At 46.5% G+C, this 24,624-nt stretch carries 24 protein-coding genes; 19 read left to right on the plus strand and 5 right to left on the minus strand.

Features of this window, described 5'->3' with window-relative positions:
- Positions 1–184: 184 nt before the first annotated feature.
- The 6 genes from AM506_RS06220 to AM506_RS23090 all read left to right on the plus strand — a co-directional run bounded on the left by AM506_RS06220 (position 185) and on the right by AM506_RS23090 (position 6,794).
- Positions 185–850: an STAS domain-containing protein gene (locus tag AM506_RS06220; RefSeq protein ID WP_082386256.1), complete on the plus strand. Its 666-nt coding sequence runs from the start codon at positions 185–187 to the stop codon at positions 848–850.
- A 147-nt stretch (positions 851–997) separates the two neighbouring features.
- Positions 998–2,239, plus strand: a complete 1,242-nt coding sequence (locus tag AM506_RS06225) for an ATP-binding protein (protein WP_060671636.1) — start codon at positions 998–1,000, stop codon at positions 2,237–2,239.
- A 599-nt stretch (positions 2,240–2,838) separates the two neighbouring features.
- A complete protein-coding gene (locus tag AM506_RS06230) occupies positions 2,839–4,344 on the plus strand; it encodes a spore germination protein (protein WP_060671637.1) in 1,506 nt (501 codons plus the stop codon).
- A gap of 20 nt (positions 4,345–4,364) precedes the next feature.
- On the plus strand, positions 4,365–5,477 hold the full coding sequence (locus AM506_RS06235; RefSeq protein WP_060671638.1) for a GerAB/ArcD/ProY family transporter: 1,113 nt from the start codon (positions 4,365–4,367) through the stop codon (positions 5,475–5,477).
- Positions 5,474–6,601 carry a Ger(x)C family spore germination protein gene (locus AM506_RS06240; protein ID WP_060671639.1) on the plus strand — a complete coding sequence of 376 codons (1,128 nt, stop codon included), beginning with the start codon at positions 5,474–5,476 and terminating at the stop codon, positions 6,599–6,601. Before AM506_RS06235 ends, AM506_RS06240 begins: the two co-directional genes overlap by 4 nt.
- A 70-nt stretch (positions 6,602–6,671) precedes the next feature.
- Complete coding sequence (locus AM506_RS23090; RefSeq protein WP_235576053.1) at positions 6,672–6,794, plus strand: DUF421 domain-containing protein; 123 nt, start codon at positions 6,672–6,674, stop codon at positions 6,792–6,794.
- Between the two features lie 129 nt (positions 6,795–6,923).
- Here AM506_RS23090 and AM506_RS06245 read toward each other — a convergent pair whose 3' ends face one another.
- Complete coding sequence (locus AM506_RS06245; protein WP_060671640.1) at positions 6,924–7,142, minus strand: hypothetical protein; 219 nt, start codon at positions 7,140–7,142, stop codon at positions 6,924–6,926.
- Entirely contained in the window at positions 7,139–7,759 is a 621-nt protein-coding gene (locus AM506_RS06250; protein WP_060671641.1) for a lysozyme inhibitor LprI family protein, read from the minus strand. Before AM506_RS06250 ends, AM506_RS06245 begins: the two co-directional genes overlap by 4 nt.
- Before the next feature lie 242 nt (positions 7,760–8,001).
- Here AM506_RS06250 and AM506_RS23385 point away from each other — a divergent pair, with 242 nt between their 5' ends.
- A complete protein-coding gene (locus tag AM506_RS23385; RefSeq protein WP_082386258.1) occupies positions 8,002–9,714 on the plus strand; it encodes a phosphotransferase in 1,713 nt (570 codons plus the stop codon).
- A gap of 87 nt (positions 9,715–9,801) precedes the next feature.
- On the opposite strand, the gene AM506_RS06260 is transcribed toward AM506_RS23385, so the two are convergent.
- Positions 9,802–11,901, minus strand: coding sequence for a peptidoglycan D,D-transpeptidase FtsI family protein (locus AM506_RS06260; protein WP_060671642.1), 2,100 nt, complete (start codon positions 11,899–11,901; stop codon positions 9,802–9,804).
- A gap of 221 nt (positions 11,902–12,122) precedes the next feature.
- On the opposite strand from AM506_RS06260, the gene AM506_RS06265 reads away from it, so the two are divergent.
- The 5 genes from AM506_RS06265 (at position 12,123) to AM506_RS06285 (ending at position 17,730) form a co-directional block, all read left to right on the plus strand.
- Positions 12,123–13,394, plus strand: coding sequence for a S1C family serine protease (locus AM506_RS06265; protein ID WP_082386259.1), 1,272 nt, complete (start codon positions 12,123–12,125; stop codon positions 13,392–13,394).
- A 246-nt stretch (positions 13,395–13,640) separates the two neighbouring features.
- Positions 13,641–14,528, plus strand: a complete 888-nt coding sequence (locus tag AM506_RS06270; protein WP_060671643.1) for a peptidylprolyl isomerase — start codon at positions 13,641–13,643, stop codon at positions 14,526–14,528.
- 96 nt (positions 14,529–14,624) lie between these two features.
- Positions 14,625–15,479: a hypothetical protein gene (locus tag AM506_RS06275; protein ID WP_060671644.1), complete on the plus strand. Its 855-nt coding sequence runs from the start codon at positions 14,625–14,627 to the stop codon at positions 15,477–15,479.
- Between the two features lie 150 nt (positions 15,480–15,629).
- On the plus strand, positions 15,630–16,337 hold the full coding sequence (locus AM506_RS06280) for a response regulator transcription factor (RefSeq protein WP_060671645.1): 708 nt from the start codon (positions 15,630–15,632) through the stop codon (positions 16,335–16,337).
- Positions 16,327–17,730, plus strand: coding sequence for a HAMP domain-containing sensor histidine kinase (locus AM506_RS06285; RefSeq protein ID WP_060671646.1), 1,404 nt, complete (start codon positions 16,327–16,329; stop codon positions 17,728–17,730). Before AM506_RS06280 ends, AM506_RS06285 begins: the two co-directional genes overlap by 11 nt.
- Positions 17,731–17,794: 64 nt before the next feature.
- On the opposite strand, the gene AM506_RS06290 is transcribed toward AM506_RS06285, so the two are convergent.
- Together AM506_RS06290 and AM506_RS06295 are read right to left on the minus strand one after the other, a co-directional pair.
- Complete coding sequence (locus AM506_RS06290) at positions 17,795–17,995, minus strand: hypothetical protein (protein ID WP_060671647.1); 201 nt, start codon at positions 17,993–17,995, stop codon at positions 17,795–17,797.
- Positions 17,996–18,049: 54 nt separating this feature from the next.
- The gene (locus AM506_RS06295) at positions 18,050–18,757 is read right to left on the minus strand and encodes a DUF421 domain-containing protein (RefSeq protein WP_060671648.1); all 708 of its coding nucleotides are present in this window, start codon (positions 18,755–18,757) and stop codon (positions 18,050–18,052) included.
- A 173-nt stretch (positions 18,758–18,930) separates the two neighbouring features.
- Here AM506_RS06295 and AM506_RS06300 point away from each other — a divergent pair, with 173 nt between their 5' ends.
- From AM506_RS06300 to AM506_RS06325, 7 genes are all read left to right on the plus strand, one after another.
- A complete protein-coding gene (locus AM506_RS06300; RefSeq protein ID WP_060671649.1) occupies positions 18,931–20,250 on the plus strand; it encodes a sensor histidine kinase in 1,320 nt (439 codons plus the stop codon).
- Between the two features lie 184 nt (positions 20,251–20,434).
- Positions 20,435–20,647 carry a hypothetical protein gene (locus AM506_RS06305; RefSeq protein ID WP_152968539.1) on the plus strand — a complete coding sequence of 71 codons (213 nt, stop codon included), beginning with the start codon at positions 20,435–20,437 and terminating at the stop codon, positions 20,645–20,647.
- Between the two features lie 54 nt (positions 20,648–20,701).
- On the plus strand, positions 20,702–20,866 hold the full coding sequence (locus AM506_RS22690) for a hypothetical protein (protein ID WP_160316852.1): 165 nt from the start codon (positions 20,702–20,704) through the stop codon (positions 20,864–20,866).
- 373 nt (positions 20,867–21,239) lie between these two features.
- Positions 21,240–21,629: a VOC family protein gene (locus AM506_RS06310; RefSeq protein ID WP_060671651.1), complete on the plus strand. Its 390-nt coding sequence runs from the start codon at positions 21,240–21,242 to the stop codon at positions 21,627–21,629.
- A gap of 231 nt (positions 21,630–21,860) precedes the next feature.
- A complete protein-coding gene (locus AM506_RS06315) occupies positions 21,861–23,054 on the plus strand; it encodes an MFS transporter (protein ID WP_060671652.1) in 1,194 nt (397 codons plus the stop codon).
- On the plus strand, positions 23,051–23,890 hold the full coding sequence (locus AM506_RS06320) for an MBL fold metallo-hydrolase (RefSeq protein WP_060671653.1): 840 nt from the start codon (positions 23,051–23,053) through the stop codon (positions 23,888–23,890). The genes AM506_RS06315 and AM506_RS06320 overlap by 4 nt, the downstream gene beginning before the upstream one ends.
- A 102-nt stretch (positions 23,891–23,992) precedes the next feature.
- A complete protein-coding gene (locus tag AM506_RS06325; protein ID WP_060671846.1) occupies positions 23,993–24,616 on the plus strand; it encodes a DUF421 domain-containing protein in 624 nt (207 codons plus the stop codon).
- Positions 24,617–24,624 lie beyond the last annotated feature (8 nt).

Raw genomic sequence — 24,624 nt, forward strand, 5'->3', positions numbered from 1 at the left:
GCCTCGTGCCATTATACAGAGGATACGGGGAAAGCGGTGGGACCGTTCCCGGTTTAAATGGAGCGACACTTGACACGAGTCATGCAATCGATGCCTTAATGGCGTATCTCGAGAAGAACGAGAAGCGAAAAAGTATGGGGAAGGTGTTTGTAAAGGGAACATTGATCTGTTAAAGAATGCGGAAATGGTCGCTCACTATATCGTTGAAAACAAAGAAGAAGAGCTGATTGACTTTGCGAAAGTGGAGGGGGTTGCCTGGGCACAGCACTCTCTTACACTTGCATTCAAACTGGAATGGGTCCATGCCATAAGAAGAACGTTATGGTATTTTCTTTATCAATTTGAAGAGGAACATGGGGATGGGGACACATCTCGGGAGAAATTTTTCCATTTGGAAAAAAGCATTAATGACAACGTTGATCAATTCCTGAATAACTTCTTTATCAGTTACTCGGATTACAAAGATGAGCAGCTGAGGTCGCACAAAAAACTGGTGGAGAATCTTTCGGTACCGATCATCCCGGTTAATAGCACCATTGCTGTATTGCCATTGATTGGAATGATCGATTCATACCGCGTCAATGCATTGGAAGAAAAAGTGTTGATGGAAATCAGTTCACTGAAGGTTCAAACCCTTATTATCGATTTATCCGGTATTGCCGAAATGGAACTTGATGTCATTTTTCAATTTAAAAAGATTCTATACGGAATCAATATGATGGGATGCAAAGCGGTCCTCACTGGGCTGCGCGTAGAACTTGTCAGAAATATAGTCGAATCAGGAGTCGAATTTGACAGTCTGGTAGACATAAAGGGTACATTACAACAAACGCTGAAAGAGCATTTGTAAAAACAGAGGGACGGACCTCGTGCTTCCAAAGGGAAAGCACAGGGACCGTCCCTCTGTTTCTTGTCGAACCTTCTCGTTACAGAGAGGATTTCCCGGGAAAGTGTCGAAGAATTTAGAGTAGATATTTTTTCCTGAAGGAGATTCTGTATGGTAGAGACTGTCCATCATTTAATTTTACATGTGGTATTTATTCTGTTTACGATTCTTCTTTTTCAAATGTTCACGAGTGAATCGGATAGCGATACTAGAGGGTTTACTTTTACATTTTTTCTAATGAATCTACTTGTTTTAGTGTTTACTATGGCGTTCCCGGAGGTTTACTCAAGCGGATATGTGTACGATTTTAAAGTGATTCCTGTGATTCTTGCCTTTCTCTATGGAGGAAAAAGGGTTGGTTTCAGTACGTTCTTCGCCATGCTCGTCATCGGATGGTTTACAGATCATGTATGGACGTTTTTGGTGGTGAATTATGCGATTTACAGTTTGCTGCTGATGCCATTATCCACGTTGTATAGAAGATTATCCTGGAAGCAAAAAATGCTCCTGATTTCAGGTTTTTATTTGTTCATCCCGGTTACGCGGTCCTTTTATTTACTCACGCATCGTGAAACGGAGCAGCTTTTGTTTATGGCAAGCTCCACTTTCATCATCTGGATCACCTTGATTCTGTCGATTTATCTGATTGAAAGTCGGCTTGAGCAGGTCAGGGTCAAAAAAGAGCTTATCAAAGCGGAAAAGTTTAACGTCGTCAGCGAGTTGGCGGCATCTGTCGCCCACGAAATCCGGAATCCGATGACGACTGTCAGGGGATTCATGCAGCTCCTGCAGAAGGAAACGTTAACGGCTCAGCAAAAAAGCTTTATTGACATATCCATTCAGGAACTTGATCACGCCCAAGGCGTCATCAATCAATATCTTTCCCTGGCAAAGCCCCATACGGAAGAATACGAGGTGTTCAGTCTGACCGAAACGATGATTGAATCCGTTGACGTCATGTCTACGTATGCGGTGATGAACAGTATAAAAATCAATAAAAACATCGAAGAAGACCTGATGATCAGGGGGATGAAGTTAGAGGTGAAACAGGTCCTCCTCAATCTCCTGAAAAATGCCATCGAGGCGGTAAAGGGAAATGGGGAAATCACGGCAGCTGCGTGTCGCCATCCTGACGGCCGTATACTGATCAAGATTCAGGACAATGGAACCGGCATGCCTCCGGAACAACTCAAAGTACTCGGGAGGCCCTACTATTCCACGAAGGAAAAAGGGACGGGACTCGGACTAACGGTGAGTTATCAGATTGTGAAGCGGATGAAAGGTGAGATCAAGGTGGAAAGCGAGCCTGGTGTCGGAACGACATTCAAGATATTTTTGCCAGGCAATACATAAGAGGGACGGACCTTGCTTTTTCTTAGCAATGTCCGTCCCTTCGCTTCTTATCGAAGAATTCCAGGAAGCATGGGGACGGTTCTTGTGCTTCCTGCATGAAAAAAACATTCCCCTCACATAGGAATGTCTCCGGTTGGCTTTAGGAATTGAGTGAAGTTGGCGGAGGAACGACATTCAGGATTTTCTTCGTTGAGGGGACATGAAGGTGGATCAGAGGGGAGCTTCCACGACTCCCCTCTGATCCATCTTACTTTAGTTTTCTGTAAATATCGTTCAATTTAGTGATCATCACCGTACTGAATAAAGATGACAATACCGTACTGATGATGAGCAGCCAAAGTACAAGGGGACTATTGGGTTTCAATTCTAATCGCTCCATTCGGTTTTTTGTTAGCGTGTGTGTGGAACTTGAAAAATATCATTTGCAAATATAGGGAATTTTCTTATCGAAGAAATGCTTCCTGCTTTTACCCCCTCCCCTCTCATTCATGGCGGGGGTTTTTAGTGTATTTCGAATGGTTTTGACGATATTTCCTAATAGTATATTTTTATCCCGTTAGGACCATGATGGTAGTACTACTTCATGGGAGGGGCTACGTATGTTTTTTCAAAAGAAGCAAGGAAGTCCCGGGGAGACCATCAGGGAAACAGAACCAAAGCCAGACATTCCAATCTCAAACGATGGGGGTACATTTACGAAAGAGATCAAAGCCGTCTTTCATGAAAGTGCCGACCTGCTCATGGTGAGTCCAAGGCATGGAGTGACCTTCATTTATTTCGACATGTTAATTGATAAAACGATGCTGAACCGAGACATTATCAGTCAGCTGGGCGGCGACGAGTGTACACCGGACCTCTTGGAAGAGAAGATCAATGTGGGGAATATGGAGCAGTATGTCACGGTGAATCCGTCCGTCAGTGCTCTTCTCAGTGGCGCAGTATTGATTCACCTTGAGGGGTATTCAAGCGTGTTGGCTGTCAATATCCGTTCAGGGGACAGCCGGTCCTTATCAAAGCCTGAAAATGAATCGATTGTCATCGGTCCCCAGCTTGGATTCAATGAGAGCTTATCCACGAATATTTCTCTGATTCGGAGATATTTGGTGAACCCGAACTTATGTAATAAATCCATCACATTGGGGAAGCAGACACGTACGGCCGTTTCCCTGTTATACATAGAAGGTGTTGCTTCGGAGCAAATGGTGCAGACCGTCACGGAACGAATCTCCAATATCAAGATAGACGGTGTGTTGGACAGCTCCCTTTTAATGCAATTAATCGAGGATAATGGTTTGAGCATATTTCCTCAATTAATTTTGACAGAACGCCCGGATCGCGCTTGTTCCTGGCTCTTGAATGGGAAAGTCGTCATTCTTGTCGATGGGAGTTCCCTGGTGATTGGGGCTCCCCAATCATTCGTGGAGTTCTTTCAGAGTATGGAGGATCAGAATGTTAAATGGCAGGTGGCATCTTTCTTAAGGCTGCTTCGGTTCATCGCGATGATCCTTTCTGTATTCTTTACAGCCATCTATGTTGCCTCCCTGACATTCCATTATGAAATTATTCCCCAGCCCCTTTTGATCCCTTTAAGTGAATCCCGTTCAAGGGTTCCCTTTCCTCCAATCATTGAAGCGCTGTTACTGGAATTCATTATTGAATTGCTGAGGGAAGCGGGGGCACGGCTTCCGACGAAAGTAGGGCAGACGATGGGTATCGTAGGAGGTATTGTAATTGGGACGGCTGCCGTACAAGCCGGATTCACCAGTAACATCCTGATCATCATCGTCGCTCTCGGGGCTTTGGCGTCCTTTACCACACCGAGTTTCATGATGGGGAATGTGATTCGGATTCTCCGTTTTCCCATCATCATCCTGGCAGGGTTTTGGGGATTTTATGGAACGATGTTTGCCTTCTGTTTTCTATTGATTCACCTCTTAAGGCAAACGAGCCTTGGGAGCCCATTTCTGGCACCCTTTTATCCCATCCGCATTAAAGATTGGGCGGATAGTATCATCAGGCTGCCGCTTAAATATACATCGAAACGTCCTTATCAAGCGAGACCAGTGGATTCTGATAAATACAACGTAGACGAAGAGTCCCGCTAAGGAGAAGGGAGGGATATTCGATGAAGATTCATGTTCACCCACAACCACAATCACTTCTCAATGCGTTCATGGTGATGTTCATCATTCACTCTGTTCAGATGGGTGTTGGGATACAGGGGTTTCAACGAATTATTTATATGGACGCAGGGCATGATGCCTGGATATCCGTTATTCTTTCCGGTATTGTGACCTGTTTGATCGGCTTTGTCATGGTGAAAACCCTCAACTACTATGAAAGCTCGGATCTATACGGCATTCAACGGGATGTGTATGGAAAATGGTTAGGCACATGTATGAACGTTCTTTACGTCTTGTATTGCATGGGTGCCCTTATAGTGATCATCCGGAATTACATCGAAGTGCTGCAGGCATGGGTGTTCCCGGAAGTTCCTACCTGGTTCATTAGTTTGACGATTATGATGCTGGTGCTATACGGAGTGCTGGGAGGATTCCGCATCATCGCGGGTGTATCATTCTTCAGCGTCTTCCTGTCATTTTGGTTATTGAGCTTACTGGGATATCCCATCCAATTCAGTCATTGGTCGAACCTCCTGCCCATTCTGGAAGCAAATGCAACCGAAATCTTGAAAGGGGCCTATTCCATGACGTTCACCGTCATAGGGTTTGAACTCATTTATTCCTTTTATCCTTTCATTAAAGAGAAAAGGAAAGTTCACAGATATATGTTAATTGGATTGTTGTACACGACTCTTCTATATGTGGCGGTTATGCTGATTTCACTCAGCTATTTCAGCGGCGGCCAATTGGAACGGACCATTTGGGGGTCACTCTCCCTGTTTAAAATCGTCCGAGTGCCATTTATCGAACGATTCGAGTATGTCGCCATCACCTTCTGGTTACTCATTATCCTGCCCAACCTGATGCTGTACTTATGGTCAGCATCCAGGGGGCTTGCCCGCATCTTCGGGAAAAAAAGAGAAAAGGGCATTATTTGGGTGTTATCTCTTCTTCTTTTTGGGTGTATACAATTACTTATAACAAGGCAGCAAATTAATCTGCTGAATAATTATTTTGCCCAAATAGCCTTTATTGTTGTCTATTGTTATCCTCTCTTGCTGTTCCTCTTGGTATGGATGAAGAAAAAAATCTTTCGGAAAGAGGTGAAGTCATGAAACGATTCTTCCTTGTGATTCCATTCCTCGTTTTACTTCTCATCCTTTCCTCTTGTGCGGAATCCAGTACGCTTGAGAAGATCGGGATGATTACGACAGTGGGATATGATAAAGGAGATGAGGATGCTATCAAGACGACGACATTGATTCTTGAAACAGATCCACAGTCCACGGACAGTACGAATGTGATTTCAAGCCGTGCGCTTACAAGCAAAGGAGCGAGGATTGAAAGTAATTTGAAATCTCCGAAAAAGCTGGAATCAGGGCAGCTGCGTGTGGCCCTATATGGGGAGGAACTGGCAAAATCCGGCTTGATCAATCTCGCCGATACCCTTTCCCGGGATCCTTCCATCAGTGATTTAACCTTTCTGGCTGTGGTGGAGGGAAGCGCAGGTGATCTCCTGAAGCATAAATATCCCCAGTTCTCTGATGCCGGGCAATATGTGTATAAGGAAATAGAGCAAAATATAAAAGGGGAGGTCATTCCTTCTCCCACCCTCCATGAAACGCTTCATGATTATTATTCAATTGGAGTAGACCCCATATTACCCTTATTAAAGTTAGAGGATGAGATGATCAATATCACGGGCATGGCGCTACTCAAGGGAGGTAAGATGGTGGGGAGGATATCCCCATCCGACAGCTTTTATGTGAAATTGGTGAGTGACCGGTTTAAAACGGGGAACTTCGAAATCACCTTTAAGAACGGGGAGGAAGAAGCGCTCATGCCTTCCATGTCTCCATCAACGGATATCGCGATTGCGCTGGATACAATCCAAAGTAAAAGCAAGATTGAGCTAAAGGATCCGAACTCCCTGACATTCGATCTGAATATCCATATCAATGCCCGCCTGCAGGAAATCAACCGGGACATTGACTTAAAGAGCAATGAAAACCTGGAGTTAATTGAAAAAAAACTGAACAAAAAAATAACGAAAGAAGTGGAAGACCTCATTGCCTACTGCCAATCGAAGTCTTCAGATGTATTTGGCTTTGGGGAAGAATATCGAACGAAAGCCGCCCATTCCAACCTCACCGATGATGAGTGGCATGATATGTACAAAGACATCAAAGTGAAAGTGAAGACAGATTTTGTGATCATTCGAACAGGAGTAGTTGAATAATATTCGGGGATAGCCGGGCCGTGTCTTGAGGGACGGACCTCGTTTTTATAAATGGTTGAGGAACACTACAATGGCAACGATGGAAAACATGGGGAAGATCAGCGTCATCCCGAAATCATACGCTAGACCCGTACAACCGTCTGACCTGAATCTATTTCCCGAGAAGCACAGGGACGGTTCTTGTGCTTCTTAACTATTGATTTCCTCTGATCTTGCGTATGAAAGACTCCTTAATCCACGCCATATAAAGCAGGTTGTTTTTTATTGTCAGCTTATCGGTTTAGTTATAAACTGATAGTGTCAGAACAAACATCTGACGCCATCAAGAAAGAATTAGAATGATAAGTGGATTAACAGCTGCATCCACTTCGTGGGGCAGCTGTTTTTTAAAGGGGATGGAGAAATACCTGATGTACTGTTCGTTCAGATATCTGGCACGCTTGGAGTTATAGGTAACGATCTTCCCATTCCGGATATCTCCTCGGTTGCCTGACGTTAGATGAGGATAAGCACAAGAACCGTTCTTGTGTTTTCCGTTCAATCTGTCATATACTCCTCCACCAACTCATAACACCGATCCTTCGTCGACTCGTACAAAGAGATATACCACGCCACATATTCAAACGTGCCGCCTTCATATTTGAGTCGTTCTTTCTCTGCTTTCGCTTCTTTTTTCTCGATCCATTTCACCTGTTCAGTCTTTAATTCAGCCATCACATCTGGAGACAGCTCTTTTTTCAAAAGGGCATAAATCTCATTCAAGGCATCGTCATATTTTTCGTAAGATACTCCGTAGTAGCTTTTCATGGCGTTGGTGACGCCTTTATCTGAATCCTTCTTTTCCGGCATAGCATCGAGTTCTTTTTGGATGTTGTCCAGCTTTTCTATGTATGACTGCTTTCCTTCCACTTTTGTGACGGGAGGATCCTGTACAGGACTACTCTCTTCAACGGTTGTCTCATCTGACTGAGCCTTCTCGGTTTCGTCGGATGCCTTCGTGTCTTCCACCTGTGAATCATCTGTATTTGTACTTGCTGCAGTCGCCTCTGATTCAGGCTTTTTAGCGGCATCCTCGTCCGAATCTGTACTACAGGCGGATAATCCCAAGAATATCGCAGCGGATAAAGTCGTGATGATCAACCAATTCTTTTTCTTCATTATGACAACTCCAATCTTTTACAAAAATCGTTCACTTGGATTATTTTAACATAACTAAATATATCCTTCTAATGCGCCACCTTCTTAAACGAAACAGGAGATTGACTTGCAGTAGCCGCGCCCCTCTTAGTGGGGGTTCTCTCTATCTTTCTCTATAACAAACTGGTAAAATAAGGTTTACAAATCTAGTAGACGATAGGCGTGCCAAGGGACCTGTCCCCATGGCTCACTGGAGGTGCCACATGCTTGATATTAAAACGGATTACAAGTTTAAAAAGGTCGACCTAATCACGAAAGGCTGGTCGAGTGATAAGAAATATTTTGTGGAAACAGAGACGGGGGAAAGGCTCTTGCTCCGGACGGCGGATCGTTCTGAATATGGTAGTAAGAAGAGTGAGTTTGAGGCGATGAAGCGATTGGCAGACACGGGGATTCCGATGTCTAAGCCCCTTGAGTTCGGGATGAGTGAAGACGGCACCAGTGTGTATACGCTCTTTACGTGGTGTGAGGGGGAAGACGCTGCTGACGTGCTCCCTAAGCTGACGGAGACGGAACAATATGTGCTCGGCTTGAAGTCGGGACGTTATCTCCGGGAAATTCATTCCACTCCTGCACTGCCCGATGAAGAGAAGTGGGAAACGAAGTTCAATCGCAAGGTGGACAAGAAGATTCAGCAGTATCAAGATTGTCCGATTAAGATCGAAGCAGGCGACCTTATCTTAGAATACATAGAAGCAAACAGGCATCTCCTTCGTGGACGCCCGCAAACGTTCCATCACGGTGACTATCACGTAGGGAATATGGTCATTTCTAATGAAGGGGAGCTTTCTGTCATCGACTTCAACCGCCATGACTTCGGGGATCCATGGGAAGAGTTCAACCGCATCGCCTTCAGTGCGGCGGCGAGTCCCCATTTTGCCACGGGACAGCTGAACGGCTATTTCAACGGAAGGCCTCCGGAGGATTTCTTCAAACTCTTGGCCTTTTACATCAGCAGTAATATGCTGTCGTCCATCCCGTGGGCGATGAAGTTCGGGGAAGAGGAAATCGCCGTCATGAAGAAGCAGGCAAAGGAAGTGCTCGGTTGGTTCGACGGGATGAAGAATCCGGTGCCGACGTGGTATGTGGAGGACTTTTATGTTCAGTACATCGATGGGATTCCGTATAAATTGAAGTTTCCGTTCGATTTTTCTTTTTTAAAAAAGTACGGAGAGGTTTTCAAGATTTATGACGATCAGGACTCAGGGAATATTTGTTTCGGGGTCAGGAATGGTGAAGAGAAGATGTTCATCAAATTTGCCGGTGCCCCGACTGCGCGATATAAAGGGGAACCGGAAGAGGCCGTCGCCGGATTGAAGGCTGCAGTGAAAATATATGAAGATCTGGCTCATCCCCATTTAGTAAAATTGATTCTTTGGGAAGAAATCGGCGGAGGGTTTGCCGCCGTCTTTGAATGGACCGACGGGGAGTGCATGGGGAAGATGTATCCTTTGTCCCGGGAAAAATTCATGCAGCTGCCTGACAGTGCAAGGGTCGACGTGTTCCGTGATATCCTCAACTTTCACATCCATATAGCGGAGCAGGGCTATGTGGCCATCGATTTCTATGACGGAAGTATTCTTTATGATTTTTCAAAGAAAGAGACGTTGATCTGCGATATCGATCTCTATGCTAAACGCCCCTATCTTAATACGATGGGCAGGATGTGGGGGTCCTCACGCTTCATGGCGCCGGAGGAATTCGAACGTGGTGCCGAGATCGATGAAATCACGAATGTGTATGGGATGGGGGCAACCGCCTTTGCGTTGTTTGGCGGGGAGAAAGACCGGTCGTTGGAAAAATGGCGATTGAGCGAAGCATTGTATGAAGTGGCGCTTAGAGCAGTGAGTGATGAGCGGGACAGGCGTCATGGATCGCTGGTGGAGTTTAAGAGAGAGTGGGATTCAAAGATATGATGGATGAGCCACGGGACCTGACCCCGTGGCTTTTCACACAAAAAAAAGGGCCCCAAGCAGCAATTCTGCTTAGGGCCCCTCTTTGATTTATTCGCTCTCTTCCTTCTTTAATTCAAAATATTTATCCATCACCCGTTTGGAAATGACTTTATTGATGTAAGGATCATGATCCTGATGGGACCATGGTACGACGGTCGAGAAGGCGATTTCCGGATTGTTGAATGGTGCGTATCCGATAAGGGTCGTGTTGTAGGTTGGCTCTGCACTCTCCATGTCCGGCCCTTTGTAGAATGCCTCCGCTGTACCTGATTTCCCGGCTGCATTGTACGGTGCATCTTTAAACAGATTGGCCGTTCCTTCTGCGCCGTGAAAGACCCGATAGAATCCTTTCTGAACGTGTTCGATTTCTGCCGTTGATGCATCGATTCGGTTCAGTACCTCAGGTTCCTGCTTGTACACGACACTGCCTAACCGATGTGGCTGATTGGAAGGTTCACGTACTTCTTTTAACAGGTGGGGCTTAACGCGTTCCCCTCCGTTTGCGATCGCCGATACGTATTGAGCCAGCTGCATGGGGGTGTACGTGTCGTACTGTCCAATCGCAAAGTCAAGGAGCAGTCCCGGATGTTCAGCGGTTCCTTGATATCCCGGAGATTCCCCCGGTAGGTCTATTCCTGTCGGCACACCCAGTCCCATCTGGGCGAAGTGCTCCCTGAACGTACGGAATGCGTCACCTTTCAGCTCGATAGGTGCGTGAGGGACGTAGCGGTTCCCGGCAATCCGGAGAGCCACTTTCCACATATACGCGTTAGAGGATTTCTCCAAGGCATAGAGGTCACTGATCTGACCCGTTTGCTGTCCCCATACATTGAACCAGGACGTTTTCTTCGGCGTTCCTTTAATATAAAGAGGTTCATCCACAATCTTTTCCCCCGGTTCGATATGATCCGTCATATAACCGGTCAGGAGGGTGGCACCTTTGACAACGGAACCCGCTTCATAGGAAGTGGTGTATGCTCCCAACGAATAATCTTCGAATTCGATTTCACCGTTCGGGTGGATTTCCTTCACTTTCTGACCGACCATCGCTTCGACTTCCCCTGTGTGAGGGTCCATCATGACGACAAAGGCACGGTCCAGATAAGGAGACCCTTTTGTACCGATGTGTTTCGACAATTCTTCCTGGACGATCTTTTCGATCGCTTTTTGTAGGTCGACATCGATGCCGAGTACGAGATCTTTTCCGCTCTGACCCTTCTGGATGACCTTTGTTCCGACGACCTGTCCGTCTTTTATGATGTTTTTTACCTTCTTTTTCTGACCGTTCAACAGGTCTTCATACTTTAATTCCAGGTAGCTTGTCCCCACACGGTCATTCCGGTTATATCCTTCTGCCAGATATTCCTGAAGCAGATCTTTCGGGATCCCTTCCCTGGTCGACGACACGTCTCCAAGCACGGAACGGAGAGTGTGGTCAAGGGGATAAGACCTGGTCCAATCCGTGGTCACGTTCACCCCGGGCAGTTGATCGAGATGTGCGCTCACCTGTGCATACTCCGTGATGGTCACCCCTTTATTCTTCACGATCTGAGGGGAAAGGGCGTACCCTTTAGAAATAGTTTGATAGATGGCGAGAACTTCATAGTCTTCTTCTGAAAAAGAGGACCATTCCTTTTCACTTATGCGTTCAAGCTTCAGTTGGTAAATTTTTTTATCGGCTTCCTTTGTTGAGAGACCCTTCTCTCCCTGAATGCGTTTGATTTCTGACGCGGAGACCTTCTTCTCTGCCTTGGAGGGATTCATGAGGATCCAGAAATCCTTTTTATCCCGTGTGGTGAGTGAATCGGTCTCGACGTCAATCATATCTGCGAGCTTCTCCGACACCTTCATCAATTCCTTCTGAGTCGAATCCGACGTTCGGGTGTAAGTGATGGCCCTCTGTGATTTATTATCGACAATCAGCTTCCCGTTCCGGTCGTATATGCTTCCCCGCGGCACGGGTGAATCCACCGTCAGGCTTTCTTTCTTCTCCACCGCCTTCTCATAAGACTGTCCGTTCGCAATCTGAACCATCCCAAGCCTGACAATCAGCGTGCTGAATAAGAGAAACACTGTGACAAAGAGAATCTTCATGCGCTTAGGCAAGACTACTTTTCTGGTTCGCTCTGTTCTGTTTTTTTCCTTCATATCATCACCATTTTATAGATTTGACTTTATTACAATTAAAACAGAGACATGACAAAAACCCAAGAGTTAAGAGAATCGTTCACGAAATCGTTTCATTCAACCCTTATTCCAAAAAACTTCCCATCCTGTACACAGATTGTTAATAGTTTCGTAACATTTACCTTCTAAGATGAAATCAACAGCAAAGTTCAACAGGCAAAATCAATCGAGGAGGAAAAAACATGTTTGAACATAACAATCAAAATGAAGAAATGAATCATACGGAAACAAACGATACAGACGTCACGCCAAAAGAAGAGATGCAGCGGACTCCGAAGCAGAAGAAGCCGTTTAAAGGGAGAGGGTTCCTGAATACGGTGGGCGCCGGGATCATCGGTTCGGTCCTGACGCTGACGGTGCTGCCTCAAACGGACTACTATCAGAACATCGCACAGCCCAGTGTCGAGCAATCTGCCGACAACGGACAGGCAGACACATCATCGAACTCAGGAATCACTCCTACATCGGTTTCAACCGGTGCGGGCGGAGATGTAGCGAATATTGTGGAGGATGCCTCCCAATCCATCGTCGGAATCGTCAATTATCAGAATCAAAATAACATGGGGTCCGCACAGGCAACTCCTGCAGGAACAGGTTCCGGCGTTCTTTTTAAAAAAGAAGGGGACAGTGCTTTCATCATCACGAACAACCATGTGATTGAAGGTGCGTCGAAGATTGAGGTCTCTCTCTACGATGGGGAAAAGACGGAGGGTGAGCTGATCGGTGCCGACCCGCTGACAGATCTTGCCGTGGTGAAAGTTGACGGTAAATACGCAGACAATCTGTTGGAAGTCGGTGACTCCAGTGCCCTGCGCGCCGGTGAACAGGTAATCGCCATCGGGAACCCCCTTGGACTCGACCTGTCTCGGACGGTGACGCAGGGAATTGTCAGTGCCGTCGACCGGACGATTCCAGTGCAGACATCTGAAGGGGAATCTGAACTCAACGTCATCCAGACCGACGCCGCCATCAACCCAGGTAACAGCGGTGGGGCGCTTCTGAATTCCAAAGGTGAACTGATCGGGATCAACAGCGCGAAGATTTCGAACTCCGGTGTCGAAGGACTCGGGTTTGCGATCCCAAGCAAGGATTTCATGCCGATCGTCAGCGAAATCATCAAAACAGGGAAGGTTGAGCGCCCTTATATCGGAATCGGGATGAAGAACCTGTCCGACATCCCACGTTCGTACTTACCGAATCTGCCTCAATCCGTTGAATCCGGAGTGGTCGTCGCCAACATCGACCCGACATCCGCAGCGGCGGACGCCGGCATTAAAGAAGGCGATGTGATCACCGAGATGAACGGCAAGTCTGTCGGAAGTGTCGCCGACCTCAGAAGGCAGCTGTACGGTGACCTGAAAGTCGGGGATAAAATCGACCTGACAGTCTACCGTGACGGTAAAAAAATGACGGTGAGCCTGAAGCTTACTAGTAATGCGATGATGAATGGGTAAGGGTTAGATGGAATTGGTGCCTGGTACAAAGTGAGTGAAAAGTACCAGGCACCAAATGAATGGAATGTACCAGGCACAAACCGGGTGAGTTGTACCTGGTACAATTTCAGCAGGATGTACCAGGTACAAACAGTACGAAATGTACCAGGCACCAAATATACCGAAATGTACCTGGCACCAAAACACCAAAACACCAAAACACCAAAACACCAACCAAACAAATAAACATAAAAGGAGTACGGGTTAGTGACGAAGAAAAAACGATCGATCACATTATGGAGCATCATTGGAGGGGTTGTCCTCATCGGATCGCTGCTTGCGGTGTTTGGTTTTTCCAAAGAAGATGTGGTCGCCAAAGTGGGCAGTGAGTCCATCAGTAAAGACGATTTGTATACGACGCTAGTGGATCAGTACGGGGATGGCGCCCTGGACACGTTGATTGCCGAGAAGATTGTGAAGCTTGAGAGTGAGAAGAAAGATCTCACGGTGAAGGATAGTGAGATCAAGAAAGAATTGGAGAAGATCAAAGGGCAGTATGACAGTGAAGAGGCATTCAATGAAGCCCTCGCTTCAAGCGGGTCGGATCTCGATAGTGTCAAAGAAAATATCAAGACGTACTTGTTGACGGAGAAATTGCTGAAGGACCGGATCAAGATTACGGATGATCAGGTGAAAGAATACTTTGAAGCGAATAAGGATACGTTTGCACAAAAAGAGCAGGTTGAGGCCAGTCATATTCTCGTGGACGATGAAAAAACAGCACAGGAAGTGAAGAAAAAACTCGATGAAGGTGGAGATTTTGCCGAGCTTGCGAAGGAATATTCCACTGACACCTCGAATGCCGAGTCAGGCGGAGAGCTTGGTTATTTTGGCAAAGGTGAAATGGTGTCGGAGTTTGATGATAAGGCGTTTTCGATGAAGGAGGGTGAAATCAGTGACCCGGTCAAGACGGAATTCGGCTACCATATCATCAAGGTGACGGGCAAGAAAGAAGCGAAAGAGGCGGTTCTTGCCGACCATAAAGATGAAATCAAAGACATCCTCTTTGATCAGGCGCTTCAGACGGAGTATGGCACGTGGCTTAGTGAGAAGAAAAAAGAGTATAAGATTGAAAATACATTAAAAGATTCATAAACCGGTCATGGTTTGTTCATGATTTGGTCATATCTTCTGGAAATAATGATGGAGCAGCAGGATGAAGTGGCTGCCATATAAAAAGGAGGAAATCAGATGAACAATAAGAGAGCATTGGCACTTGCAGGTGTATTAGCAATCGGGATCGCGGGGGCACTGCCGGCATTCGCCGCTGAAGAGGATGCCGGAAAGACAAGTGACTCGGCGGCTGTCAGCGAAAAGTCCGAGGGTGTATTTGGCGGTCATCACGGAGGACCAGGGAAGTTTAAGCTGAATGAAGATCAGCTGAAGGAAAAAGCCGATGAACTTGGGATCGACACCACCGATAAGGACGCACGTGAACTCGCCAAGGAAATCATGGTTGCCGAACTTGAGAAAAGAGCGGAAGCATTGGGGATCAACACCGACGGAAAAGATCATCATGCCGTCATGGATGAAATCCGACAGGCAGAGCTGAACAAGAAAGCGAAGGAACTCGGTATCGCAACGGATGGAAAAGGCCAGGACGAATTGGCTCAAAAAGTAAGGGAAGCCCTGGTGAAACAACGGGCCAAAGAACTTGGAGTGGAGACCGAGGGCAAGGATTTGAACACACTCGCTGATCAAGTCAGACAAGCAGCCCTTACGAAACAGGCGAAGGACCTTGGCATAGAGACAGAAGGAAAAGATCATCATGAATTACAGCAGGAAGTATTCGACGCGTCGATCTTGAAAGCTGCGAAGGACCTTGGCATCGAAACGAAAGACAAAAACTCGAGGGAACTGATGGCCGAAATCATGAAGGATCATGCGGATGAAGCGAAGAAACTGGATTTCTTCCCATTCAATAAGGAAGAGGGATTGTTTTTCCATATGGGTGGTAAGGGGCATCACGGCCCCGGGCACGGAAAAGGATCTCATGAAGCTGGAGAGAGTGAACCGATGGACGAATCTCAAAGTGAATCATTATAGGAACGAAAATCCCCGCCATAAGAGCGGGGGTTTTTCGATTGCAGGATATTAATAGAAGGAATTGGTCAAAACGACTATAATTTAGATAGAGAGAAATCGGGAAGGGAAGCAGGGGTGCCTGTCCCCGTGGCTCGGAAAGGAGCGATGGTTATGAACGTGTTGGTCGTAGAAGACAATCAAAGCGTCACAAGCATGCTTGAGATGTTTTTTTTAAAAGAAGATATAAAGGGTGAGTTTGTCCATGACGGAGCGGAAGGGTACCGTCGCTATCGGGAAGGTGAGTGGGATCTTGTCATCCTCGACTGGATGCTTCCCGGGATGGACGGCGTGACGATCTGCAGGAAGATCAGGGAGGAAGGGTCCCAGGTGCCGGTGATCATGCTGACGGCGAAGGACAGTGAGTCCGATCAAGTGCTCGGTCTTGAACTCGGTGCCGATGATTATGTGACGAAGCCCTTTTCGCCACTGGCCCTGATGGCAAGGATCCGGGCGGTGACGCGTCGCTACCAGGGTCAAGGTGAGAAGAACAGTACTGGAACGCAGGATGTTGCCGCGTCCGACTTCCGGATCAGCAAGGAAACCCGTGAAGTTTTCCTGAAAGGGGTTCCCCTTACGAATCTGACGCCGAAAGAGTTTGAACTTCTGTATTATCTTTCCCAGCATCCGCGTCAGGTGTTCTCAAGGGAGCAGCTTCTCGAACGGGTATGGGGCTATGATTTCTACGGAGACGAGCGGACGGTGGATGTGCATATCAAGCGTTTGCGCAATAAGATCGGAAGCAAGGACAAGCCTTACCTCCACACGGTGTGGGGCGTAGGATATAAATTCGATGAGGCGGCGGCCGGGGATGAAGTTTAGATATCTGTATCAGCTGCTTCTCAGTCACACAAGCGTCCTCATCATCGCCTTTGTGATCCTCGGCCTCCTGTTTTCCCATTATGTCGAAAACCTGGTGTATGAAAATAAGGTGACGGAGCTCCGGACGTATGGAGATAAGATTTTATCCGATCTTGAAAGGCCCAGTCCGAGACGGCCTCTTTATCTGGATGAATACAGTAACTTGCTTCACGCCCGGAATATTGATGTAATTACATTCAATCGTCAGGGGGAAGTATCTTTTTCAAGTGGAGGGGTCTATCCTCGTATCGAGCTCTCGAAAGAAGAATGGGAACAAATCGAGAGCGGTGAAACCGTTCCTTTGAAAAAAGATTTCGGCCGATTTGATCAGGCGGTATCACTCGTCATCATGCCCCGGGTGGTCAATGAACAGCTGACGGGCGGACTGATCCTGATTTCCCCGATCAGCGGTTCGAGGGAAATGTTGAGTGAAATCAATCACTATCTTTTGTATATCGCACTTCTGGCATTGGCCATTTCCGTTTTGGTCAGCTGGTTTCTGTCGAAGCTTCATGTGAAACGGATCCAGCGGATGAGGGATGCCACGTCACAGGTATCATCAGGAGATTATGATGTACATGTCCCAAGCTCCAACTTCGATGAAATTGGGGATCTTGCCGAAGATTTTAATGAAATGGTGACGAAACTCCGGGCATCGAAAGAGGAAATCGACGCCCTGGAAAACCGGAGACGGCAGTTCATGGCCGATGTGTCCCACGAACTGAGGACCCCCCTGACGACGATTCGCGGCGTCATTGAAGGAATCCGGAATGACATGATCCCGGAAGAACAGAAAGAGAAAAGCTTCGGTCTTGTCAGCCAGGAAACGATGAGGCTGATCCGCCTCGTGAACGAGAACCTTGATTATGAAAAAATCCGTTCCAATCAGGTCGTCCTTTCGAAAGTGACCCTGGCGTTACTCGATATTTTCGAAGTGATCAAGGACCAGCTCGATCTGCAGGCAGAAGAAAAAGGGAATACCATCACGGTTGTTGCGAGCGGGGAGGCAGAGGTTCATGCCGACTACGACCGCCTCGTCCAAATCCTGATCAACATTACAAAAAACAGCATCCAGTTCACCACTGGCGGCACGATCACGTTAAGGGGATCCTCTTCCGGCAACGAAACGGTCATTGAAATCGAAGACAACGGAATCGGCATGGATCCTGAGGAAATCAAGTCCATTTGGCGCCGTTTTTATAAAGCGGACCTGTCCCGGACGAATAATCCATACGGTGAATTCGGCATCGGACTCTCCATTGTGAAGCAATTGGTCCTTATGCATGATGGGTCGATTGATGTGTTCAGTGAGAAGGGCGAGGGGACGAAGTTTGTGATCCGGCTGCCCCTTTAAGGGAAAAAAACACGGGGACAGGTACCTGAGACGAGGCAACTGTCCCCTGTTTTTCATCTGCTGACTACGGCTTGATCCCAAGGTATCTTTCAATGTGCTCGACCCTTTCGAGCAGGCGCTGCACTTTTCGATTCAACTGGGAATACTGTGTTTCGATCATGTGCACGTGGGTATCATACCCTCCTGTATATTGTCTGTGATGGGGATAGTACTTGGGGTCAGGTAGATAGACAAAGAAATTCCCGGGTGTTCGGTAATGGACCATACAGTCACTCTCCCATTTAATTGGTAGTATTGGGCGTCTGGATACTATATGCTTTTATCTGTCCGTTCGTTCACTGGGGATATGGTCGTTAAAAGAGTCGATGAACAGGATGCCATTGCTGTTGATCACAGCATAATAAATGTCATTCAATGTGATCCCTCTCCTGTTCACTTCAGACTCCAGCCATTGTAACGTATAGGGAGTGGTCAGATTGTTTGCAATCTGCTTTCCTTCCATTATTAATTCGATGGGAATGGAAGCAGAGGGGGAAGGGTCCATCTTCATGTCTGCCTTTGTGAGTGGAAGAAAAAGGTTTTTCTTTTTGATGGACAGAACCCCGCTCACTTCTAACAGGGCATATTCCACTTCGTTTATGTCAAACACACCGAGTTCCCGGAGATGCTGCTTCAAGTCATCCATCGTGAACTTTAATTTCTTCATATTCTCCTCCAAAATTTTCCCCTCTTCCATCAGAATCGTGGGACGCCCTGATAACCATTTTCTTAAAAGCCGGTTTTTCGAGGAAAGGATCAACAATAGATAAAATAATAGAACCAGTACTAAAAAAGAAATGAGGATATGGGAAAAATCAAGCTCCGTATCAAAGCCCATATTGGCAATGCAGGAACCCACTGTGATGGACAGGGCGAAGCTGTAATGATTTTTGTGTGAGTTGATATGTTTGCCGATGGCTAATGTGACAATGACCAGCAATAGAAAACTGATCACCGTTCTTCCTATTGGTATTAAAACTCCATCCATAGGGTATCTCCTTATCAAAGCATTTCTTCCTATTATGGACAAGGGATGGAGAAAGAAGTCGGAGATCCCTTTAATAAAAATAAAACACTCTTCGATCATTTCAGTTATAATAGAATGTAACGTATGATTTTTTTCAATCTTTTAAAATTACTGAAAGTAGGGAAGCCATACCGATGAATCATTCTGATTTATTGACCGGTCTACTTCTTAATCTCCTTGCCATATTGATCATCATTTTACTGATAAGCTTTCATTATCTTTCCCGAAATAAAGTACATAAGCTTCACATTAAGCCCTTGTCGATTTACTTGGCCAGTTCGCTGCTTATCTTATTCAGTCTTGCTTTGAGTGTCCGCTTGGAAGATGGATTTGTATATGACTTGCGTTTTATCCCGTTTCTCCTCGGGGGAATCTATGGAGGGAACCGGGTCCTGCCATGGCTCGCTCTAACAATGATCGCGGTTCGTGCCCCGATGATGGGTCCTGGATTATGGGTGACCTTGGTCATGGCGGTTCTCTTCACGCTGTTGATCCTGTATATGCGTCCGAGATGGGAGGGGAAAACGTGGAAGACGAGGGTGTACTGGTACACGCTCTTTGCGTTTGGATACTCGGTCCTTTCATTATGGATCCCGTCCATTATTTTTCACTTCACGTATGATCACACGTTCTTGATTTATTCGGCTGTCCTCAGCGGATCGACGTTCTTCGTCTTTTATCTGTGTGAAATTATCCGGACCATCTATATTCTTCAACTGGAAGCTATCAAATACGAGAAGATGCAGGTGGTCAGTCACCTGGCGGCAAGCATGAGTCATGAAGTGCGGAATCCGCTCACCACGGTGAAGGGGTTCCTTCAGCTGATTAATGAGGATCCAACCAACGTCAGCACGAATAGTGAGCTGTCGAAGGTCGCCGTCAGGGAAATCGACCGTGCGACAGAAGTGATCAATCAATACTTGGACTTTGCCCGTCCGCACCCTGAACTTGAGGTAGAAGTGGAAATCCGGGATGAAATGAACCGTTCCAAGGAAATCATCATGCCTCTGGCGGTGAAAAAAGGAATCATCCTGAAGGTGAACATTTTACATCATCACTCCATCAAGGGGGATCCCAACAAGCTCCAGCAGATTCTCATCAACATCATGAAAAATGGTCTCGAAGCAATGGAAACGGGTGGGACGCTCCGGATTTTCAGCTATCAGGAAAATGAAAGGGTGTTCATCGTCATCAACGATACGGGAATCGGCATGACCAAAGAACAACTCATGCGCCTCGGCGAACCATACTTCTCCATGAAAGGCAAAAACGGGACAGGCCTCGGCATGATGACCGCCTACCAACTCACAGAAGGCATGAAAGGCACCATCAACGTCCAAAGCAAACCCGGCAAAGGAACCTCCGTCATCCTATCCTTCCCCATCTACAAAGAAGAAGGAGAAGGAACCCTTCCCAACCCGGCCCACACAAAGGTCCGCCCCTCACTGCGATAGGGACGGACCTTGTTTTTTTGAAGGGCGAGGGACGGACCTCTGTTTTCAGCTCATTTTTGAGGTGAATCCCATTAGTATAGGCGTTTTGATAGGAATTTCAGAGGTCCGTCCCTCTCATCTTGAAACTTTTTACTTGTCCGACCGTATAGATAAGTAAGAGATATTCAGAAAGGGTTGAATGGTGTTGGATGGTATTTTCCTGATTATCATCGTAGCGGCTATCGGTTGTGCCGTTGTGGGGACGGTCTTTCTTGCCAATAAAGCACTCGGTCAATACATGCACAACCGCAAAGGGATTGATCAGCAGTCAGTGATCGTCACTTGCCCGAATTGCGGAGCGAAGAATGAGCGACAGATGAATGGGCAGCATTGCAGGGAATGTTATGAGGCGTTTTAGATAGCGTTGAGTTTATTGAAATGAGCCATGGGAAATAGAAAGGAGAGCTCACACATGATCTGGTTATTCATCCTGTTCCCGATCGTTCTGGTCTCAGGCATCGCGATTTATTTTGAGAAAAAGTCAGGTATGACGCCTCCTGATCTTACAGAGCACGCCATGAAGATGGATGAAGCGGATAAAAATAACAATGTGAACAAAAATTCAGGAGGGTCTTAATGAATGGTCAGCGGCTATATGCCCTGACCATTTTTTAATTGGAGATATATAAAGAAAATTCGACACGGCGGCATGATTATGGATAAAGTGGCATGATAATCTCATATCCCGCATGAAAAATTTGAATCCAGCATAATTTTTTCAATTCCTGCATGATGACATACAAAACTCGCATGATTCCCAGAAGTCGATGTTAAAAAAGCCTGAACAGGGTCTGTACGTTGAGGGACGGACCTCCTTTTTCATATCCTTTTGTGGAGGAAACCCATTGAAATAGGGCTTTTGGTTGCATCAACAGAGGTCCGTCCCTCTCGCCAAACTGCCGTTTCTTCTGTAAAATGAATAGAAAGCCGAGTGGAAGGAAGTGAGCCAATTGATTAAGTACAGTTGTCTTCATCATGTGAGTTTGAATGTGACGGATCTTGAGAGGGCGAAAGTGTTTTACGGGGACGTTCTGTGTTTAAAGGAAATCCCGCGTCCGGATTTCGGTTTTCCGGGAACCTGGTATGACATAGAGGGTCAGCAGCTTCATTTGATCGCGGACGCGTCTTCTCAGACGATCCGGAAAGACAAGCATCTATCCAGCCGCGAAGGACATTTTGCCCTCAGAGTGGAGAACTACCATGAGACGCTTCGATGGTTAAAGGAGAAAGATGTTGAAATTTTAGAGAAACCCGATTCCAAAAGCGGCTTTGCCCAGATTTTCTGTGCGGACCCGGATGGGAATCTGATTGAATTGAATGTGGATCAAAAAGAGTTGTAAATGAATCAACAGGAGCATTTTCCTTTACCTGAAAGGAAGCTCTTGTTGGTTCTTTTTTTGCTTGATGATTTTCCTCCTTTCCCTCCATCTCAAATTTGCCAGTCTTTTCAGCGAATGTTCTTTCCTCCTTATTCAAATACTGAATAAATAGCAGATCAATCCAAAAGGGTGGTTTAGTTGAAAGAACAATGCAAAAGCACAACGAAGATTAGCAATTGGTGTGTGGTGAGCATGGCATCGATTCCTTTGGTGATGACCTTGGGAAACTCCATGCTGATTCCTGTACTCCCTATTTTTGAAAAAGAAGTGGGGATCACTTCTTTTCAGACCAGTATGATTATTACAAGTTACTCGATTGCGTCGATCTTTCTGATTCCAGTGGCTGGCTATTTATCGGATCGCTTCGGCAGGAAGGTGGTCATTCTGCCGAGCTTGCTGATTGCTTTAATTGGCGGGTTGGTCGCAGGCTATGCCTCTTGGAAAATGGACGATCCCTTTACCTGGATCATTATCGGACGTGTCCTTCAGGGGATCGGTGCTGCCGGGGCGGCTCCGATCATCTTGCCCCTGGTGGGTGATCTGTATAAGGATGATGATGAAAAGACGAGTTCCTGTCTTGGATTGATCGAGACGTCCAATACATTCGGCAAGGTGCTGAGTCCCATATTGGGGGCTTTGTTTGCTGCGTATTTATGGTATCTTCCGTTCTTCTCTATTTCTGTTTTCAGTCTCATTTCGATTGTTCTTGTTCTCTTTTTTATTAAAGTTCCTAAGAAGAAGGAAGAACCCGTGGCCCTTTCCGCCTTCATCCAGAGTACGAAAAAGATCTTCAAGCAGGAGGGGAAATGGATCTTTACTGTCTTTCTTGTCGGGATCTACATTATGCTCGTCCTGTTTGCCGTCCTGTTTTTCCTATCTGATTCATTGGAGAAAACCCATGGACTGTACGGGGTGAAAAAAGGTTTTGTTCTCGCCATCCCGCTACTTGCTCTGTGCATTTCATCCTTTATTACAGGCAGGAAGATCAAGGGTGAGCTGAAGGTCATGAAGGTGATCATGACGGTGAGTTTGATTCTGATGAGCATCAGTGTCGCCTTAATAGGGTTTGTGGATCAGCGTCTGGTTCTTCTCCTGGTTGTCTCAAGCTTCCTCGGTCTCTCGATCGGTGCACTCCTGCCGACGATGGACGCGTTGATCACCGAAAACATCGAGAAAGAACAGAGGGGAACGATCTCCTCGTTCTATAGTTCATCCCGGTTCATCGGGGTGGCAGCCGGTCCGCCGTTGATGGCGGTATTAATGAAATCCCTCCTGAATGTAAGCCTGATTGGAGCGGGTGTGCTTGGTCTATTGATGTTTCTGCTTGTGTTGATTTTTATCAAACCTGAAAAATCCGGTGCAACTGCAAAAGGAGGTAAAAAATGAAGCATTTGGATAGCGATTTTTCCGATTCGCATCTGCCTTTCTACAGTGTAAACAGTGGGAAGGGGGAGGAAGTACGAAATGATCTATATTATTGGACAAACCAGATCGTAAATGTCTGTTTCTACGGGGTCCCGGGAAGCAGGGAGTGGGTGATGATTGATTGTGGGATGCCTCATTCAAAGGAAAAGATTATGGAGGCGGCAGAAGAACGGTTCGGTCATTCCGGTAAACCAATGGCGATTGTGTTGACCCATGGTCATTTCGATCATGTCGGGTCGCTTGAGCCACTGTTGGAGGAATGGGATGTACCTGTGTATGCACATGAACTGGAAATTCCGTATCTTAATGGAAAAATGGATTATCCAAAAGGGGACCCGACGGTAGATGGGGGATTGGTGAGCGAGTTGTCCCCATTGTATCCACATCACGGCATTGATGTTTCTGACAAACTTCACGTCCTCCCGGCAAATGGCGCGGTCCCCTTTATGGAAGGTTGGAAATGGATCCATACACCGGGACATACGCCGGGACACGTATCTCTGTACCGGGAGTCGGATGGGACATTGATTGCAGGGGACGCTTTTGTGACAGTGAAACAGGAGTCCCTGTACAGGGTAATGCTTCAAAAGAAACAAATCAGTGGGCCGCCGAAGTATTTCACGATGGATTGGAGAGCGGCTAGAGAATCGGTGACGACCTTATCCAATCTGAATCCAAAGATAGCGGTCACAGGTCATGGAGAAATGATGGAGGGGAAAGAGCTGGAGGAATCTTTGCGGTACTTGCTTGACCATTTTGACGAAGAAGCTCTTCCTGCTAACCGCAACCCCCATTGACTCAATTGTCAGGATAATTTTGCAGCAGTGGGGAAAAATAACAGACACATACCTTTTCCCTCTTCAATTGAAGAGGGATTTTTAACGAAGGAAGGGATTGAAATGGATTTGGATTGGATTTGGAAAGCCATTCTCATTGTTCTGGCAGGAACCTTATTGCTAAGGGTCGCCGGGAGAAAGTCGATCTCCCAGATGACGCTTGCTCAGACGGTGATTATGATCGGAATCGGCTCACTACTCATTCAGCCTGTGGCCGGTAAAAATATTTGGACTACGATGGGCGTCGGGTTGACTCTTGTCCTCACCCTCATCGTCATCGAATACCTTCAGGTGAAATCAGATCGAGTCGAACAGTTCATCACTGGAAAGTCAAAGATTCTGATGGAAAATGGCGTCATCGACGAGAAGAACTTTAAAAAGTTACGGATGACGGTGGATCAGCTTGAAATGAAACTGCGGCAGCAGGGAGTCAGTCAACTGTCGGATGTCAAATGGGCGACCCTTGAGCCGAATGGACAAGTGGGCGTGGAGTTGATGCCAAGTGCGAAGCCGGTCACGATGAAAGAGTTTGCACAGCTCCAGTCAGAGTTACAGAGACTGATCAATATGCTTCAGGTTCCACCCACTGTCGCAAGACCGGTCAGTGAAAAAAGGGGAGGCGAAGATATCTTTCAAGAAATCAAGCAGCATTCTTCCGTCAATTCTCCCCCAAAACATCTTCAATAAAGGAGGAA

It is taken from the genome of Rossellomorea vietnamensis, from assembly GCF_001305855.1.
GTDB classification, from domain to species: domain Bacteria; phylum Bacillota; class Bacilli; order Bacillales; family Bacillaceae_B; genus Rossellomorea; species Rossellomorea vietnamensis_A.